18 protein-coding genes are annotated in these 15180 nt (G+C 58.3%); 5 read left to right on the top strand and 13 right to left on the bottom strand.

The genetic code is table 11. The features are described 5' to 3' along the window. Positions 1-56: 56 nt before the first annotated feature. Positions 57-815: a CAP domain-containing protein gene (locus HDF08_RS08705; RefSeq protein WP_179638075.1), complete on the bottom strand. Its 759-nt coding sequence runs from the start codon at positions 813-815 to the stop codon at positions 57-59. Between the two features lie 86 nt (positions 816-901). On the opposite strand from HDF08_RS08705, the gene HDF08_RS08700 reads away from it, so the two are divergent. Beyond that, positions 902-1327: a TOBE domain-containing protein gene (locus tag HDF08_RS08700; protein ID WP_179638074.1), complete on the top strand. Its 426-nt coding sequence runs from the start codon at positions 902-904 to the stop codon at positions 1325-1327. 114 nt (positions 1328-1441) lie between these two features. On the opposite strand, the gene HDF08_RS08695 is transcribed toward HDF08_RS08700, so the two are convergent. Further along, positions 1442-2917: a cytochrome P450 gene (locus tag HDF08_RS08695; protein WP_179638073.1), complete on the bottom strand. Its 1476-nt coding sequence runs from the start codon at positions 2915-2917 to the stop codon at positions 1442-1444. Between the two features lie 94 nt (positions 2918-3011). Continuing rightward, entirely contained in the window at positions 3012-3686 is a 675-nt protein-coding gene (gene tmk, locus HDF08_RS08690) for a dTMP kinase (protein ID WP_179638072.1), read from the bottom strand. 156 nt (positions 3687-3842) lie between these two features. Between tmk and HDF08_RS08685 the strand changes: the two genes are divergently transcribed. Next, positions 3843-3980 (top strand): hypothetical protein, encoded by a 138-nt coding sequence (locus tag HDF08_RS08685; RefSeq protein WP_179638071.1) that lies wholly within the window; start codon positions 3843-3845, stop codon positions 3978-3980. 25 nt (positions 3981-4005) lie between these two features. On the opposite strand, the gene HDF08_RS08680 is transcribed toward HDF08_RS08685, so the two are convergent. Further along, complete coding sequence (locus HDF08_RS08680; protein WP_179638070.1) at positions 4006-4359, bottom strand: hypothetical protein; 354 nt, start codon at positions 4357-4359, stop codon at positions 4006-4008. 103 nt (positions 4360-4462) lie between these two features. Between HDF08_RS08680 and HDF08_RS08675 the strand changes: the two genes are divergently transcribed. Next, entirely contained in the window at positions 4463-5173 is a 711-nt protein-coding gene (locus HDF08_RS08675) for a dienelactone hydrolase family protein (RefSeq protein ID WP_179638069.1), read from the top strand. Positions 5174-5329: 156 nt separating this feature from the next. On the opposite strand, the gene HDF08_RS08670 is transcribed toward HDF08_RS08675, so the two are convergent. From HDF08_RS08670 to HDF08_RS08655, 4 genes are all read right to left on the bottom strand, one after another. Next, the gene (locus HDF08_RS08670) at positions 5330-6514 is read right to left on the bottom strand and encodes an NHL repeat-containing protein (protein WP_179638068.1); all 1185 of its coding nucleotides are present in this window, start codon (positions 6512-6514) and stop codon (positions 5330-5332) included. Positions 6515-6736: 222 nt separating this feature from the next. After that, positions 6737-7573: a response regulator gene (locus tag HDF08_RS08665; protein ID WP_179638067.1), complete on the bottom strand. Its 837-nt coding sequence runs from the start codon at positions 7571-7573 to the stop codon at positions 6737-6739. Positions 7574-7630: 57 nt separating this feature from the next. Then, a complete protein-coding gene (gene lpxD / locus HDF08_RS08660) occupies positions 7631-8647 on the bottom strand; it encodes a UDP-3-O-(3-hydroxymyristoyl)glucosamine N-acyltransferase (protein WP_179638066.1) in 1017 nt (338 codons plus the stop codon). Positions 8648-8699: 52 nt separating this feature from the next. Then, positions 8700-9239, bottom strand: a complete 540-nt coding sequence (locus tag HDF08_RS08655; RefSeq protein WP_179638065.1) for a DUF6982 domain-containing protein — start codon at positions 9237-9239, stop codon at positions 8700-8702. 215 nt (positions 9240-9454) lie between these two features. Here HDF08_RS08655 and HDF08_RS08650 point away from each other — a divergent pair, with 215 nt between their 5' ends. Next, a complete protein-coding gene (locus tag HDF08_RS08650; protein ID WP_179638064.1) occupies positions 9455-11350 on the top strand; it encodes a tRNA nucleotidyltransferase/poly(A) polymerase family protein in 1896 nt (631 codons plus the stop codon). A gap of 156 nt (positions 11351-11506) precedes the next feature. On the opposite strand, the gene HDF08_RS08645 is transcribed toward HDF08_RS08650, so the two are convergent. Next, entirely contained in the window at positions 11507-11986 is a 480-nt protein-coding gene (locus tag HDF08_RS08645) for a hypothetical protein (protein ID WP_179638063.1), read from the bottom strand. Between the two features lie 25 nt (positions 11987-12011). Beyond that, a complete protein-coding gene (locus HDF08_RS08640) occupies positions 12012-12359 on the bottom strand; it encodes an EthD domain-containing protein (RefSeq protein ID WP_218884529.1) in 348 nt (115 codons plus the stop codon). Positions 12360-12689: 330 nt separating this feature from the next. On the opposite strand from HDF08_RS08640, the gene HDF08_RS08635 reads away from it, so the two are divergent. Beyond that, positions 12690-13280, top strand: coding sequence for an NADPH-dependent FMN reductase (locus HDF08_RS08635; RefSeq protein ID WP_179638062.1), 591 nt, complete (start codon positions 12690-12692; stop codon positions 13278-13280). A gap of 5 nt (positions 13281-13285) precedes the next feature. Here HDF08_RS08635 and HDF08_RS08630 read toward each other — a convergent pair whose 3' ends face one another. From HDF08_RS08630 to HDF08_RS08620, 3 genes are read right to left on the bottom strand one after another with little or no spacing between them, the layout of a single operon-like run. Further along, positions 13286-14113 (bottom strand): isocitrate lyase/PEP mutase family protein, encoded by an 828-nt coding sequence (locus tag HDF08_RS08630; RefSeq protein WP_179638061.1) that lies wholly within the window; start codon positions 14111-14113, stop codon positions 13286-13288. A 39-nt stretch (positions 14114-14152) separates the two neighbouring features. Then, positions 14153-14377 (bottom strand): hypothetical protein, encoded by a 225-nt coding sequence (locus HDF08_RS08625; protein ID WP_179638060.1) that lies wholly within the window; start codon positions 14375-14377, stop codon positions 14153-14155. Then, complete coding sequence (locus tag HDF08_RS08620) at positions 14374-15147, bottom strand: cytochrome c oxidase subunit 3 (RefSeq protein WP_179638059.1); 774 nt, start codon at positions 15145-15147, stop codon at positions 14374-14376. Before HDF08_RS08620 ends, HDF08_RS08625 begins: the two co-directional genes overlap by 4 nt. Between the last annotated feature and the right edge of the window lie 33 nt (positions 15148-15180).

The raw sequence follows: 15180 nt of genomic DNA, 5'->3' as shown, positions 1-15180 counted from the left end.
CTTTGGTCGCGATTCGATAGTTTCAGCCGACTGTCGGTATAAACCTCGCCAGCGGCTCAGTAGAGCAGGACGGCAACGTTGTAGGTGGTGAACTGGGGATTGGGTTGTTTGCTGGAGCAGACTCCTACTTCGGCGGAGGTGTATTGGCCGGTGGAGATGGCGTGCAGGAGAGCATCGGGCAGGAGAGTGGGGTCGGGGCCATCCCACTGGACGACAAGTTTGGGCGAGCCTGCGGCTCCTGTAGGCATGGTGCAGGTCTCGCGGGCGTCAGCGTTGGAGGGAGCGGAGGCGATGCCGTGGGATTGCAGGATCTGAGCTACGCGTTTTTCGAGGCTGTCGTAGGACTGAACGGTTGCGCTGTGGGAGAAGTCCTCGACGGCGGTGAGGAAGCCCTGGTCGGGAATGACGGCGATGCCTATCGCATCCAGATTGGGGTCGAGAATGTTGGCACGGTGGGTTGGACTGCTCATCCAGGTTTGTTGGAGGGTGGTGGGGTCGGGGCCGCGGCCAATGTTTTCGGAGATGGTAGTGAAGTGGGCACCGGCCTGGGCGCCGCGGGTGGTCATGTCGGGTTCGCCTGGGTACTGATGAAGTAACTCGCCTTGTTCACGCAGGACTCGCTGGGCGTGGACTTTGGCGGCGCGGGCGAGGGCGCTGTCCCAGTGGACGGGCGGGAGATTGTGGGTGGCTCGGGTTTGATTGGTGAGTTGGAGGATGGCCTGCTCGGCGCGGGAGGGGGCGGTTTGGGCCTTGGCGAGAGGGGCCGCGAGGGCTAGTGCGAGGAAGAAGGTTCGTGCTTGGCTTGCTCTCTGCATGTGTTGGTTGGAATCTTTGGCGTTGGGGAAAGTTGGCCGGGTGACGGCTTTTTAGGTTGAGTACGATAGGGATGAGGTGAATGTACATGAAGACAAGTGCACGGAATATGCTGGCGGGAACGATCAGCAGGATTACGAAGGGTGGGGTGAACTCCGAGGTGCTCCTAGAGACTGCGGGCGGCAATGAGGTTGCTGCGATCATTACCAATGGCAGCGTAAATGCTATGGGATTGAAAGAAGGGATGAAGGCTTATGCGCTGGTGAAGGCTAGCTGGATCATCCTGGGCAAGGAGTTGGATAAGAGCAGGATCAGCACGCGGAATATTCTTTGCGGCGTGGTGGAGAGTATTCATGAGGGCAGCGTGAACGATGAGGTTTCGATCAAGCTGTCGGGGGGTGAGTTGCTGACCGGCGTGATTACTGATGGTAGTTTGCACCGGTTGGAGTTACAGATAGGTGAGACGGTGTGTGCTGCGTTCAAGGCTTCAAGCGTGATTCTTGCTGTGGATTAATCTTGTCCTGCCGGACGGGCCCGCTACGCGCGGCGCGGTCACTTCGTGACTTGTGTACCGGTCTTGGTGGGTGATGTGCATGGGTCCCTCCCTTTGGTCGGGGTGTGGCTTTTTTTAGCGGGGGATTAGCTGCATCATGAGCGGATCGCGTGGGCGCAGGGTTATCTTCGCCTGGACTTCTGGCGGTGTGGAGCCGAGGTAGGTCATGCGCCAACGCTGGGCTAGGGTTGCGATGCTGAAGACGCCCTCCATCCAGGCGAAGCTCTCGCCGATGCACTGGCGACTACCTCCGCCGAAGGGGAAGTAGGTGAACTTGGCACGGGCGGCTTTGTTCTCGGGCGTGAAGCGGTCGGGGTCGAAGCGGAGTGGGTCGGGGAAGTACTGGGGATCGCGGCCCATAATGTATTGGCTGAAGAAGAAGTGCGCGCCGGGTGGGATGGTGTAGGGGCCGAGGGTGATGGGTTTGGTGGACATGCGGCCCATCGCCCAGGCGGGTGGGTAGAGGCGCATGGATTCGGCGAAGACCTGCTCGGTGTAACGGAGGGCTGGGTAGTCGGCTAGTGTCGGGAGGCGTTGGGAGGAGCCAGTGCCGAGGACTCCGTCTAGCTCGGCGTGAAGGTTGGCTTCGATAGCGGGGTTCCGGCTCAGGAGATACCAGGTCCAGGCGAGGCCGTTGGCTACGGTTTCGTAGCCGGCTAGGAAGATGGTGAGGACCTCGTCGCGGACCTGCTCATCGGACATGCCGGTTTGCTGGGTGGGGTCTTCGGACTCGTATTTGCTGGCTAGAAGCATGGAGAGGAGGTCGCCGCCGGTTTTTTCTTCCTTGCCTGGTTCGCTGCGTGCGGCTGCTTCGCGATGCTCTCGAATCAGGCGGTCGACTACTGCGTCGAGTCGGGCTTTGGAGCGGCGAAACTTCATGATGCCGGGGATGGGCAGGTGGAGGAAGGATTCGATTTTGGGGAAAGCGACGATGAAGTTGTAGAGGTCCATGATGGTGTTGACCTCGTCGTTGATGCTGCGGATGTCGGCGGTGACCTCGGTGTTGAAGAGGGTGCGGGCGACGATCTCGAGCGAGAGCTTCATGCTGGAAGCGGAGATGTCGATGGGCTGGCCGGAGGGGGATTCTTGCTGCCAGGCTTGGCTCTGGTGGGCGGCGCAGTCTACGATCTGGTCTCCGTAGGCTGCGATGCGCTGGCGATGGAAGGCTGGCGCGGCGATCTTGCGCTGACGCATGTGGATGGGGTCGTCGGAGGTGATGAGTCCTTCGCCGAGGAGAACCTTCATGCGGCGGACGGTGCGCTCTTTGACGAAGCTGGCGGCCTGGGTGACGAGGATCTCGCGGATGTACTCGGGGTCGTTGATGAAGACGATGGGTGTGCCGAGGAAGCGATAGCAGGCGATGTTGCCGTAGGTCTTGAGCAGGTACTCGAAGAGGAGGATGGGGCTGCCGAGTTTGACCCAGGGCTTGAAGGAGTAGAAGGGGAGAGAGTGCTTGAGGCCGGGCGGCATGCTTCCCGTGTCGCTGGCTGAAGATGCGACGGAAAGGGTGGGTTCCGGTGGAGCTTCGAGCGTGGGGGGAGGGGTGGTCATGGCTTCGACTTAACTTCTTAGATGAGGAGAACACAGTTTGACGCGTTGGGGCTTGCAGGGACGAACGGCGTTGACGAGGTGGAAAGAAGCGAGATCAGGCTTCGGCGTGGTCGAGCCGGGAGAGGACGATGTTGCGAATAATCTGTTCGATGTGGTCGATGGAGGCGTCGTCGCGGATGACGACGACACGGTGTGGTGCGCGCGCGGCGATCTCTTCGTACTTGTCGTAGATGCGGCGGTAGAAGTCGTCGGACTCGCGCTCAAAGCGGTTTTCGTCGGTGCCTTGCTTTTCGACGTGGCGCTGGTTGCGGCGGCGGGCGCGGCGAAGGGAGGACTCGAGTGAAGGGAGGAGGAGGAGGGTGAGGTCGGGCTGCAGGTTGTTGCAGGCGGCGGCGTGCATGCTAAGGATGCGTTCGCTGCCGAGTTGACGGCCTCCGCCCTGGTAGGCCTCGGAGGAGTCGGTGTAACGGTCGCAGAGAATGATGGAGCCGGCGGCGAGAGCTGGGAGTATGACCTCGGCGATGGACTGTGCGCGATCGGCGAACATAAGGGCCATCTCGGCGGCGGGGGCTATGGGGCCTAGAGCGGCTTCGGAGCGGGAGTCGAGTAGAATGCTGCGGATGCGGTCGCCAAGGGCGGTTCCGCCGGGCTGACGGAGGGTGACGACGGTGTGGCCCTGGGACTCTAACGAGGTGGCCAGGCGGCGTAGCTGAGTGGTTTTTCCGGAGCCGTCCAGGCCTTCGAAGGTGATGAAATATCCGCGCGGCATTGTCTTCAGCTTATCGCAGATGGATCGGATGGCATCTTAGTATCCTCGGTCGCCAACCACGAGCAACAGCGCAACCATCGCTCTTGCCAGTGTTAGTCGGGAGAGCCTAAGATGTTGCGCGCTGCGGAAAGCGGGTGCAGCAGAGGTCTCTGAATTATGACAGTTGTCGTTTTTGCAATGTTATTTGTGGTGTTGGCGTTGGGTATTGTGATTCTTTTGATGGCTCGTGCACACAAACACGCCGTGCAGCACAACCGGGTGGATGCTGGTACCGAGACGCACGGCCGGATCTAACGCTGGATCGGCCAGAAGCAGGGAATTACCTGCCTGGTGTCACGGTGGGCGCGGGTTGCCAGGTGACTTCGGGGGTCGTAATAGTGATGGCCAGAGAACCTTCTGCTCCTTCTTTGAGGAAGGGGCCATCGGACTTGTGTTCCTGGTGGGCGCTGTCGGTGTAGAGGAGCTTGGTGGGGCCGGAGCCGAGAACTTTGAAACGATAGTGAAAATCGGCGCCGGTGGCGAGGTTTTGTGTGCCAAAGCTTGCGCTGGGGTAGTCGACTTCGAGAAGCTCGATGGGCTTGCCGGTATGATTGCTGATTATTGCCTCAACGTATGGGGAGTGGCAGCCGGTAATGAGGCTGGCGAGGAAGGCGAGCGCGAGCAGAGAACGCATAAGTCTCAAGGGTATCAGGGTGGAGGGTGTCATACTGTTTCGCGGATACTGCAAAATGCAAAGAGGCCGGTGACTCTTTTCGCTTAGGAGGGTTAACAGATTCATGAAACGCAGACGGAGGCTACCGTTCCGCACCATCATTGGGCTGGCGATTTGCTTTTTAGCTGTCGGCAAACTATCTCTATCACAGCGTTTTGGAGTCTCTTTAGCGACGAGTCAGGATGGAAGATTTAAGTATGAGATCTTTGGAAAAGATGACCCTGGGAAGCCGCTAATGATCCTTCTTCATGGTGCGAGCGGACCCGGTGTGGGGTTCTATCGCGAGCAAGCCGAATATTTCTCGAACAACGGCTACACCGTCCTCTTACCTCATTATTTTGACGCGACAAAGTCCAACAATCCGACAATCGACAACTATCGTGCCTGGGTAAACGTCGTGAAGACGCTGCTGAGAGAACAGAGAACACCTGCCGCTTCAGATCACAGAAAATCAGTACTGGTTGGTTATTCCCTTGGGGCCTCGGTTGCCTTGGCGGCTGGCTCACAAGAGGTGCCGGTAGATGCGATTGCTGAGTGGTATGGGAGCCTTCCAGATGATTTCTTCGAACATCTGCAAGGCATGCCGCCGCTTCTAATCCTTCACGGTGAGCGCGACACCAACATTCCCGTTGGGAACGCCCAGCAGCTTATTAAGCTCTGTGAGATAAAACAATTTCAGTGCGAAAGTCACATCTATCCGGATCAGGGTCATGGATTCACGGGAGCAGCGCTGAAAGACGCGGATTCAAGAACACTGTCGTTTTTTTCTCGTTGAGGCAAAAGCGAAATGTGGGGGATACATTATGTTGCGTGACGATACGGCACGGTTCTGGTGAAGATGACGCATATACAAAGTCTCTGGAGTCAAGAGGCTTCATAGATGCGCCCCCCGATCAGGCCTACACGCATACAAATTTGTCGAAAGTTACCGTCAATGTGCCAACAGGCCTAACGAGTGGTCTAACGTGTTTGCTGCAGGACTATCAGACCCATTCCCCCGATTAGATTGCCCTGTAGAGAAGGTCGGTTGACCGATGACTGTGGCGGCTCTCATGCCTGTGCTGAAGGGTGGTGCAAAGATTAGAATTCTGTTGTTCCCGGCGTCACTGACGCTGAGATTCCCGCTGCCGTCGAACGATAACGCTTGGGGACCCGAGAGGGTGTTCGCAGTTGGATCATTTCCACCCTGATTTGCATCAGCGTGTGTGAAATCGACCTGTCCCAGTACAACGGTGGCCTGCATGTTCTGGGTAAATGGTGGAGCGTACTCCACGACCCGGTTGAAGATCCAATCCGCTAACCAGAGATTGCCCGTCGAGTCGAACGCCAGACTAATCGGGGCCTGCGTTGTATTGAAAGCAGGACTGCCTACATAGGAGAGGGAAGGCAAAGTTTGCGGCGCCCCCAATTGGAGAGTTGAAGCCATACCCGTCGAGAAGGGCGGCGTAAACTCGAGCATGCGATCGCTGCTTGGGTCCGCTACCCAGAGGTCTCCGGCGGAATCAAAAGTAATCCCTTCAGGAGAGCAGATTGTTCTGGCTGTCGGAACTTGATCGGTAGTGCACGCTCTGAAGGCTTCGGGGCTGGGTTGACCGATTACCACGGTCGCGGCCATGCCGTTACTAAAAGGCGGCACATACTCCGTGACTCTTTCGAGAGATCCGTCCCCAACCCACAGATCTCCCTTGCTGTCGATCGCAACCGAGGAGGGGGTTCCCATTCCGCTTGCAGTGACTTTCAATCCTTGAGACGAGGTAAAATCCGGTTTTCCGATTACCAGACTTGCGCTCATGCCCGTGGTGAATGGTGGCCGGAACTGTAGGACTCGATCATTGCCATCGGCCACGTAGAGATTGCCGGACGAGTCCATGGCAACGCTACTAGGATTGTCCAGGGTCTTCGCGCTAGGGCCTCCCCTTCCATCGCTCGACTGCGATTGAGTAAAACTCGTTTGCCCCAGAACGACGCTGGCGGTCGAGGTGCTGGTAGTTGGGGTGGCGTAGATCAGCACGCGACTGTTGTTTGCGTCGGCTACTACGAGACTCGGCTTGCTTACGGGCGTTGTGTCGGTCGTGCTGCATCCGACAAAGCAGATTGAGATAAAAAACAGGGCCACTGGTATTGCTCTGGAAAGTGACTTATGTGTATCCAATACGAACTCCTCAGAGTTGATGATCTAAAACTGGCGCGACAGCAGGCCTAGAATAGCATCGCGATTCGAGCCGGACGTTGATCGATGTGAATCATGCGGAGTTGTGCGATGCCCCTGATGGCGTGAGATCTTAAATGCGGTAACGCCTCCACAAGCTGTTGTTTATCTATGGCCCTGTATTGATGTCTAAAGAAAGGGCAGAAGCTCCGAGGTTCGCGTGGGGGGCTTGTCGAGGATGCGGGCGGTGAGGACGGCTCCGGAGCGATTGTCGTGCAGGGTGATGGGGAAGGCGAGGACGCTCCAGATAAACTGTGGTTCCTGCGGTCGGGGTTGAGCCAGTAGACCGCGATGGGTGCGGTCGATGTAGGTTTCGCGGGTGAGGCAGACGGTCTGGAGGACGTCGCTCCAGTCGCGCATGAAGGGCCGCATCTCCTGAAAGACGCTGCGGCCGATGAACCACTCGCGAGACTGACCGAGATACTCGGCTGCACTGTCGTTGCAGTACTGCCAGACGCCCTTCTCGTCGAAGATCTGAACGAGGACATCAGTGCCGATGGCCATGGCAATCCTGGAGTAGAAGAAATCGCGGGCGTCGACGACGACGGGCGCGCCGCGACGCTTGGCTTCAAGGGAGCTGAGAGCGTCGAGGAGATCTTCGACTGAGCTATGACCCTTGAGCAGATGCATGTCTTCGACCCCGCCGAAGTAGCGGTCGATGGTGGCTGAGAGGATGATGATTGGGACGTGGGGACGACGGCGGCGAAGGAGAGCTGCGACCTCGGTGCCGAACTGGCCCGCTCCAAGATGATAGTCGAGGACAGCTATATCGATATTGTTGAAGAGGTCGGTGGCCTCTTCGATGCTAGAGGCTGGGACGCACTCGTAGCCGTGCTGGCGCAGGATGGCGGAGCGTAGATGGAGGTTGGTTGGTTCGTCATCGAGCAGAAGGACGCGAACGGATTGGGTCGTAGTGCTGTGCATCTCGTTCGAGCCGTTTTGGAGACTTTCAGGAGGTTCTGTCATGTCCTACCCCCAAGTACCTCTCTGATTTATATACGACAAGGGTCACATGGTGGATGGTTATTTTAGTTTCGACTTGATGTCGCGCAAGAGCTCTGGCAGACGATTAAAGAGTGCGACCGAGCGGAGCCATTGACGGTTGTCGATGGCGGGATAGCCACTGACGACCTTGCCGGGGGCGACGTCGTTGGGGATTCCGCTTTGAGCGGTGGCGATGGCTCCGTCACCGACGGTGCAGTGTCCGGCGACGCCGACCTGGCCGGCGAGGATGACGCTTTTTCCGATGATGGTGGAGCCGGCGAGGCCGACCTGGGCGCAGAGAAGCGTGTTCTCCCCAACGGATGAGCCGTGTCCAACTTGGACGAGGTTGTCGATCTTGGCGCCGGCGTGGATGCGGGTTTCGCCGATGGAGGCGCGGTCGATGCAGGCGTTGGCCTGGATCTCGACGTTGTCTTCGAGGATGGCGGGGCCGGATTGAAGGATCTTGTACCAAGTGCCGTCGGATTGGCGGGCGAAGCCGAAGCCGTCGGCCCCTACGATGGCTCCGTTCTGGAGGGTGACGTTATCGCCTAACCGGCAGTATTCGCGGACGATGGCGTGGGCATGGGCGAAGAGGTTGTCACCGATGCTGGCGTGGGGGTAGATGACGACGTGGGGGAGGATGATAGCGTTGTCGCCGATGGTGACGTGATCGCCGATGACGGCGTAGGCGCTGATGTGTGCGTTGGCGCCGATCTGTGCGGTGGGCGCGATGGCGGCGGTGGGGTGGATGCCGGGGGCGTAGGAGGGGGGCTGATAGAAGAGCTCGATAGCACGGGCGAAGGCCAGGTATGGGTTTTTGAGGCGGAGGGTGGCGGTGGAAATCTGGGCAAAGTCGGGTTCGACGAGGACTGCGGTGGCCTGGGTGGTGTGGGCGAGAGAGGCGTACTTGGGATTGGCAACGAAGGCGAGGGCGCCAGTGGTGGCGGTTTCGATGCCTGCCACCTGGGTGATTCGGGCGGAGGGGTCGCCATGGAGGGTGGCGCCGAGGTGGTCGGCCAGTTCGGCGAGAGTTACTGACTTCGGACTGGATGGCATGGGGTGGATTGTAATGGAAGAGACTAAGCGTGGCTGAGAACTGACGGTGGGTTTAGTTGGGGCGGGTGTTGGGTGGAATGAGGTTGGTGAAGAGGTCCTCCTGAAGGCTGGGGACCGAGGAGGCGGGGAGAGGTTTGCGGCGCGAGGGGGTGGTGATGACGGCGAGAAGTTGAAGGTCGGTGATGGAGGTGCGCGGGACGAAGATGCGCTGGGTGTTGGAGCGGACGTCGGGTGGGGTGAGCTGGAGGCCGATGTCGTTGATGAGGTCGTCGGCGAGGGTCGCATCGATAGGGGCGAGGCCTTCAAGCAGGTCGCCGGAGCGGAAGGTGAGGCGGAGCCAGAGGCCTTCGGTGCGTGGCTTGGCGAGGAAGGTGCGGCGGGTGAGGCGCTCGGGATTGGCGGCGTCATTAAGGTTGTAGTCGCGGACATAGCAGATGTGCTTTATGTCATTGATGGCAAGTGAGATGACACGGCCCTCGAGGTCGAGAAGGTCGACGATGCGGTTACGCGTGAAGCCGGCGAGTGGCAGGTAGCCGGGGAGAGTTTCTCCGGTGAAGCGGCGGACGATGACCTTCTTGTGCGCGGAGGACATAAGGACTCGCGGATTGTCGCACACCAGCGGCTAGAGCAACGAAAAAGGTGCAACCGGAGTAGTCAATTCGCTAATGCTGTGTTACATTGGCCTTTTGCGTTTACCTGTACTCATCATTATAAACGCTTGATTCGTCGGAGCTTAGCCTGAAGTTGGAGGGCTCCGATGGGTTGCGGCGGTCCGGTTCGAACCGGCTTGGAGTAAAAGTACCAGTTATGGCCGACTACATCTACCTGCTCGAAAATCGCCTCTCTCAAGCGCAGCGTAACTCGCTGCTGGCAGTACGCGAAGTGGCTCGTGCCAAAGGACTTACCGTGTTTCTGGTGGGCGGAGCGGTAAGAGATATGACCAGCGGATCGCCGGTGCGGGATCTGGATGTAGTGGTTCAGGGAAACGCGCTTAAGCTGAAGAAAGATTTAGAGAAAGCTCATGCCGTAATCACCGGTGAGAACGAAGCCGGACAGGCGCTGTTTGTGCGGTTTCCCGGTGGTGTGAGGATGGAGATTGGCAGCACTTTGACGGTGACTTATCCGAAGCCGGGTAAGCCGCTGGTCAAGGCTGCAACGATTCTGGACGACCTGCGGCGGCGGGACTTTACGGCCAATGCGATGGCGCTGTCGCTGAACGACGGCTCGTATGGCTTGCTGATGGATCCGCTGAACGGGGTGGCGGACATTGAGAATCGAGAGCTGCGGCTGGTGAGCAACTATGGGTTTATCGAAGATCCAGTGAGGATGATTCGGGCGGCGCGGCTGATGGCCAGGCTGAGCTGGCAGATGGACGAGAAGACACAGACACGGTACGAGGCAGGGAAGCAGGAAGGGTACATCTCGGCGATGGGAGAGTTTCATCGCGGGTATGAGACCGAGGAGATCTTCCATGAGGAGGATCCGCTGCGGGTGCTGCGCAAGCTGGAGGCCGAGGGGTGGATGAAGAATCTTTTCCCGGCGCTGTCGTCGACCAAGGCGAATGTGACGGAGCTGGAGAAGCTGAGGGATGTGCAGTCGCAGTTGCAGATTCAGGGAATCTATCCTGAGACGGCGGCGGCTAACTTTCCTTACTTGACTGCGAAGATGGCTCCGAAGGAAGTAACGGCGCTGAAGAAGAGCTTTGCGCGGCAGGGCTTCGTGCATGAGATTGAGGCGCTGGAGGACGAGGCGAAGGCGTTTGCGGCGGAGTTCTCGGGCAAGGGCGCGTCGTCGCCTTCGCATGCGTGGAAGCTGCTGCACTCGGCTAAGCCGGAGTCGATCCTGTGGGTGGCGCACACGTCGAAGAACGCTGGAATTCAGAACAAATTCAAGGGGTTCTTTACCGAGTGGGCTCATGCGAAGCAGAAGCTGCCTTATGCGCTGATGCAGGAGATGCGCATCGTTCCAGATCTGCCTGGCTATGGCGAGCTGCTGGACAAACTTTTCTTTGAGCTCATGGATGGCAAGCTAGGGACGGTTGAGGAGATGAAGGCTTATCTTGAGCCTTACTCGCCGCCGGCGCCTCCTCCTCCGGTACATCTGCGCAGGCCGCGCGTGGCGAAGAAGGATGCGAAGCCAGCAAAGAGCCGCAAGAAGGCTGCTGTGGTGGATACGAATGGAGAGGCTGAGGCGGTCGCGGGGGCGGGGACGAATGTGGTTCCGGCGAGTGCTCCAGCGCCTGCGAAGGGTGGAGTGGCTAAGAATTCTGTGCCGATGAAGTCTACTGCGCCATTGAAGGTTGTTGCGCCAGTGAAGACAGTTGCTAGGAAGACGGAAGAGCCTGCGAAGAAATCTGCTGCTGTGTCTAAAACGACTGTTCCGGTGAAGGGTAAATCAGTTGCCAAGGCTCCGGCGAAGGTTGCGGCTAAGAGTGTGGGGGCTAAAGGTGCAGCGAAGAAGGCTCCTATGAAGACTACGAGCAAGGCACCTGTGAAGAAAGTTGTGAAGGCTGTGGCGAAGAAGGCTCCGGTGAAGACCGTTTCAAAGAAAGTCCCTGGGAAGGCCGCGGCTAAGGCTTCTGTGAAGAAGCATGCTCCGGCAAAGAAGGCAGCGCCTGCGAAGAAGGCAGCTGTGAAGCATCCGCCTGCGAAGAAGGCACCTGCAAAGAAGGCAGTGAAGACTGCTCCCAAGAAACGCCGCTAACGGTCGCAGGCTCGAATTGGGACCTGCGAGTATTTATCGTGAGCCCGCAACAAGGTGTAGTCTGCTGTCATTTCTATCTTTGCGCCGGACCATCCGCGCGTCGGCAAATTATCTCGCTATAGCAGTTTTTAAAGTCTTCCTGTGCCGTGGCGATTCCTATTTGCCGCCCTTTTGCGTCAGGTCGCGGGCAAAACCGTTGGTCTCCTCGATCAGGTGGCGATGAATCCAATAGTTGGTGGCATTGAAGAAGCCAGCAAAACGGATCCAGGGTGGATTCATCACGTCAATCGTGCAACGGAGTTTTGATTCCTCTGCAGATACGCTGGACACCTGCATCTCCCAACCAACTTGCAATGTGAACGGAAGAAGATGCATGAGGTAACCTCGGCTTCTCTCAGAGAACAACTTAACGTAGTCCGCTTCAAGTTGTTTCGTCCGATAGTGCTGGATGAGCAGGGCTCCCGCCATCGACTCAACGTTTACCATGCCGTCAAAGTGTTCCCCTCCATTGGTTCCGATGGCCCGGTGTCCGCGAGCACATGCCATGTACTCCTTCTCGGATAGGTGGAACAGCCACTCGTCGAGGCGTATGGAGCTGACCGGAAGTGGTATGGGTGCTTCATGAGAAAAAATCATCCTTGCTCCATCCGACGCGATCTTATTATGCGTGCAGTGCTGGAATGACTTCGTTCTCGACACCGACCAGAAACTCACAGGCGTGCAGATCAAGGAACTTCTCTTCATCCGGACGAATCGTTGCCATGTAATTGGGAGACTGGAAGACGCCTGCCAGGCCAGTGAGATCGTCAAACCAAAGCTCGGTAGATCCGTCGATGTGGTTGTCAGGCAGACCTGGAAGCTGTTCGCCGGTTGCGTGGCATTGGACATAGCGTCGCACATGCTGTTTCACTTCTTCGAGGGAGAGGAACAGCGGTGCGTGATTCTTGCGATGATAAGTGACGAACTCGTCATGGCTCATCTCCGGCTTGCGGCGAAGAAGGATGGTCATCTTAATCAATTTGCGCTCCAGGATGGACGCTGTCCATATTTCCATTTGAGATCCTTAACTGCCTGGAAGGATGTACCGGAGAAGATAGTCTCGGCAGAAATACTCGCTCGCAGATTGGCGATCCGAAGAGGATTCATACCGAAAATGCGCATTCTCGGTCATGCTGGTCGCGCTTTGTCGTCAACTCCTCCCCTCCGACAAGCTCGTCAGAATGACGAGAATAGTGGTGGGAGAAGGTATCGGGGCGACCAGAGTTGATCGTGGAAATTTCAATCGTAGTCATGCCCCCGCGGTGCGTGTACGCATCTCACGCTTGCGAGGTGATTTGCGATGGTGGTTGCGGTGTTGCTGGGGTCGGTGCGGAGTGCTCGGATGGGCGATCGCGCTGCGAAGTGGGTGATTGCGGAGCTGGAAAAACGGGGACATGAGGCGGTTCTGGTCGATGCTGCGGAGTTGAAGCTGCCGCTGCTGGACAAGATGTGGAAGGAGATCAAGAAAGATCCTCCGGCCAAGTATGCGAAGTTGCAGGAGAAGCTCGCTCCTTTGGCGAAGCTGTATGCGCGGGCAGATGGATTTTGCATGGTGAGCGCGGAGTATAACCACTCCATTCCGCCGGGGCTGACTAATTTGATCGACTACTTTCTGGAGGAGTACTTCTTCCGGCCTTCGGCGATTGTGTGCTACTCGGCTGGGACGTATGGCGGGGTGAGGGCTGCGATGCAACTTAGAGCGCTGCTGCCTGAGGTGGGGATGCCGTCAATTCCTTCGCTGCAACCGATTCCGTCGATTGGAAGCTCGCTGAGCAAGGATGGGGTGGCCCTTACGCAGGAGCTGGCGGAGAAGAGCGGGAAGTTCTTCGAGGAGTTTGAATGGTACATGCGGGCGATGAAGGCGGAGCGGGTGAAGGGCGTGCCTCACTGAGTGACTCAGGATTTGGGTTCTGCCATGTAGTTGGCCATCTCTGCGCTTGGGACGGCTTCGGTTGCGAAGTTGAAGGTGCCGTGGTCTTTCACTTCGCACGCCGCGCGTAGAAACCCGCCGAAGGCGGCGCGGGCGAAGGCTCCGCCTACACTGATTCGTTTGACACCGACAGCGGCAAGTTCCTCAACTGAGAAAGTTGCGCCCTTGAGACCCATCACAACGTTGACTGGCTTGGAGACTGCGGCGCAAACCTCTCGTATCGCTTCAAGGGTGGGAAGTCCGGGCGCGTAGAGAACGTCGGCGCCCGCGTCGGCAAAGGCCTGAAGGCGGCGGATGGTGTCGTCAAGATCGGGTCTTCCATGGAGAAAGTTTTCGGCTCGCGCAGTTAGGAGGAGTTGATGGCGACGGGCCGCTTCAGACGCCGCTGCGATGCGCTCAGTTGCGAGTTGCAGATCGTAGATGGGATTGGTTGGATCGCCGGTAGCGTCTTCGACCGATCCGCCGACGAGTCCAATAGCGGCGGCAAGTCGAATGGTCTCGGCACAGCTATCGGCAGAGTGGCCGAATCCGTTCTGGAGGTCTGCTGAGACCGGGAGTGTGGTGGCCTCTGCGATCTCGCGGGCATTTTCGAGGATATGCTCACGAGTCACTTCAGGAGCGGAGTCCTGATATCCGATGGAGAAGGCATACCCAGCGCTGGTGGTGGCGAGGGCTTCGAACCCGAGTGCGGTGAGGATCTTTGCGGTTCCTGCGTTCCACGGATTGGGAATGACAAAGGCCCCCGGGCGCCGATGAAGCGCTTGAAAGACCTTGAATTTTTGCTCGCGGGTCATCGTTGAAGTTTCCCTGGAGGAAGAGATCTGACGGTTGAGCTAGCGGTGGCGTTTGAAGAGGATCAGCGTGCCGAGGAATAGTGTGCCGGCGGTGACGGTCATAAAGATGATGGCGTGGCGGTAGGCGGCCTGGGTCTGAGGTGGGGTTGCGGCGGTGTTGTCCTGACATTGAGTGCAACCCTGGGCGTGGATGGGCAGAGGGCTTTTGAGAGATGCGGCGAAGAGAATGCATGCGAGGAGAGTTTTTCGGGAGACGCGGCTCATTGGAAGAAGACGAGAAGGGTGAAGAGAAAGAGCCAGAGGAGGCCCATCGTGTGCCAGTACCAAGCAGCACCGTCGACCAGGATCTGACGGGTTTCGAGCTGGCGGGAGACATAGAGGCCGGTGAAGGCGGTGAGGAGGCCTGCGATACCGAGGAAGAGGTGGACCGCGTGTACGCCGGTGATGAGATAGAAGAAGTGGCTGCTCTGGTTGGTTTTGAAGAAGATGTGTTGGAGAGCGAGCTGGCGCCAGGCGATCCACTGACCGGTTAGGAAGAGGATGCCGAGAGCGATGGTGGCGGCAAGCCAGGGCAGGGCGCGGCGAGTGATCGGCTTTCCGAGGCCCAGCCATTCGTCCATGACGTCGGTCTCGCGGAACATGTTGCGGCGGGCGAACTCGATGGCGGCGGAGCTGAGAAGAAGGACGGCGGTGTTGAGCCACAGGATGGGCGGGATGGTAGTGGGGAGCCACTCGTTGACGTAGTGGTTGTAGGCGTCGAAGTGGCCGGTGGACTGGTTGACGAAGAAGGTGCTGACGATTGCAACGAAGAACATGAGGTCGCTAGCCAAGGCGAAGAAAAGGCCCATGCGGTAGCGATGGAGGCGTTCATAGGGGCCGCGGCGGCCATTGGGGCGATCATTCCAGTTGTCGTTGTCTCCGCCGCCGCCGGTTCGCTTGTCGGTTGGCGGACGTCGGCCTGAGCCGTTGTCGTGGTCTTCAACGCGGCGTTTTCGGTCCTGCTCGGTTTTATTGGGAGTGATGGTTGCCGGCATGAAGTTGCCCTCTGGGTGCTCGCGTAATGGACA

It is taken from the genome of Tunturiibacter empetritectus, assembly GCF_013410875.1.
GTDB lineage: Bacteria > Acidobacteriota > Terriglobia > Terriglobales > Acidobacteriaceae > Edaphobacter > Edaphobacter empetritectus.
Note: the sequence above shows the minus strand (reverse complement) of the source record. Positions and strands in the feature narration are given on the sequence as shown.

Coding starts and splice junctions, on each gene's coding strand:
- HDF08_RS08705 (WP_179638075.1), bottom strand. CDS start 815: ATGCAGAGAGCAAGCCAAGCACGAACCTTCTTCCTCGCACTAGCCCTC.
- HDF08_RS08700 (WP_179638074.1), top strand. CDS start 902: ATGAAGACAAGTGCACGGAATATGCTGGCGGGAACGATCAGCAGGATT.
- HDF08_RS08695 (WP_179638073.1), bottom strand. CDS start 2,917: ATGACCACCCCTCCCCCCACGCTCGAAGCTCCACCGGAACCCACCCTT.
- tmk (WP_179638072.1), bottom strand. CDS start 3,686: ATGCCGCGCGGATATTTCATCACCTTCGAAGGCCTGGACGGCTCCGGA.
- HDF08_RS08685 (WP_179638071.1), top strand. CDS start 3,843: ATGACAGTTGTCGTTTTTGCAATGTTATTTGTGGTGTTGGCGTTGGGT.
- HDF08_RS08680 (WP_179638070.1), bottom strand. CDS start 4,359: ATGCGTTCTCTGCTCGCGCTCGCCTTCCTCGCCAGCCTCATTACCGGC.
- HDF08_RS08675 (WP_179638069.1), top strand. CDS start 4,463: ATGAAACGCAGACGGAGGCTACCGTTCCGCACCATCATTGGGCTGGCG.
- HDF08_RS08665 (WP_179638067.1), bottom strand. CDS start 7,573: ATGACAGAACCTCCTGAAAGTCTCCAAAACGGCTCGAACGAGATGCAC.
- lpxD (WP_179638066.1), bottom strand. CDS start 8,647: ATGCCATCCAGTCCGAAGTCAGTAACTCTCGCCGAACTGGCCGACCAC.
- HDF08_RS08655 (WP_179638065.1), bottom strand. CDS start 9,239: ATGTCCTCCGCGCACAAGAAGGTCATCGTCCGCCGCTTCACCGGAGAA.
- HDF08_RS08650 (WP_179638064.1), top strand. CDS start 9,455: ATGGCCGACTACATCTACCTGCTCGAAAATCGCCTCTCTCAAGCGCAG.
- HDF08_RS08645 (WP_179638063.1), bottom strand. CDS start 11,986: ATGATTTTTTCTCATGAAGCACCCATACCACTTCCGGTCAGCTCCATA.
- HDF08_RS08640 (WP_218884529.1), bottom strand. CDS start 12,359: ATGACCATCCTTCTTCGCCGCAAGCCGGAGATGAGCCATGACGAGTTC.
- HDF08_RS08635 (WP_179638062.1), top strand. CDS start 12,690: ATGGTGGTTGCGGTGTTGCTGGGGTCGGTGCGGAGTGCTCGGATGGGC.
- HDF08_RS08630 (WP_179638061.1), bottom strand. CDS start 14,113: ATGACCCGCGAGCAAAAATTCAAGGTCTTTCAAGCGCTTCATCGGCGC.
- HDF08_RS08625 (WP_179638060.1), bottom strand. CDS start 14,377: ATGAGCCGCGTCTCCCGAAAAACTCTCCTCGCATGCATTCTCTTCGCC.
- HDF08_RS08620 (WP_179638059.1), bottom strand. CDS start 15,147: ATGCCGGCAACCATCACTCCCAATAAAACCGAGCAGGACCGAAAACGC.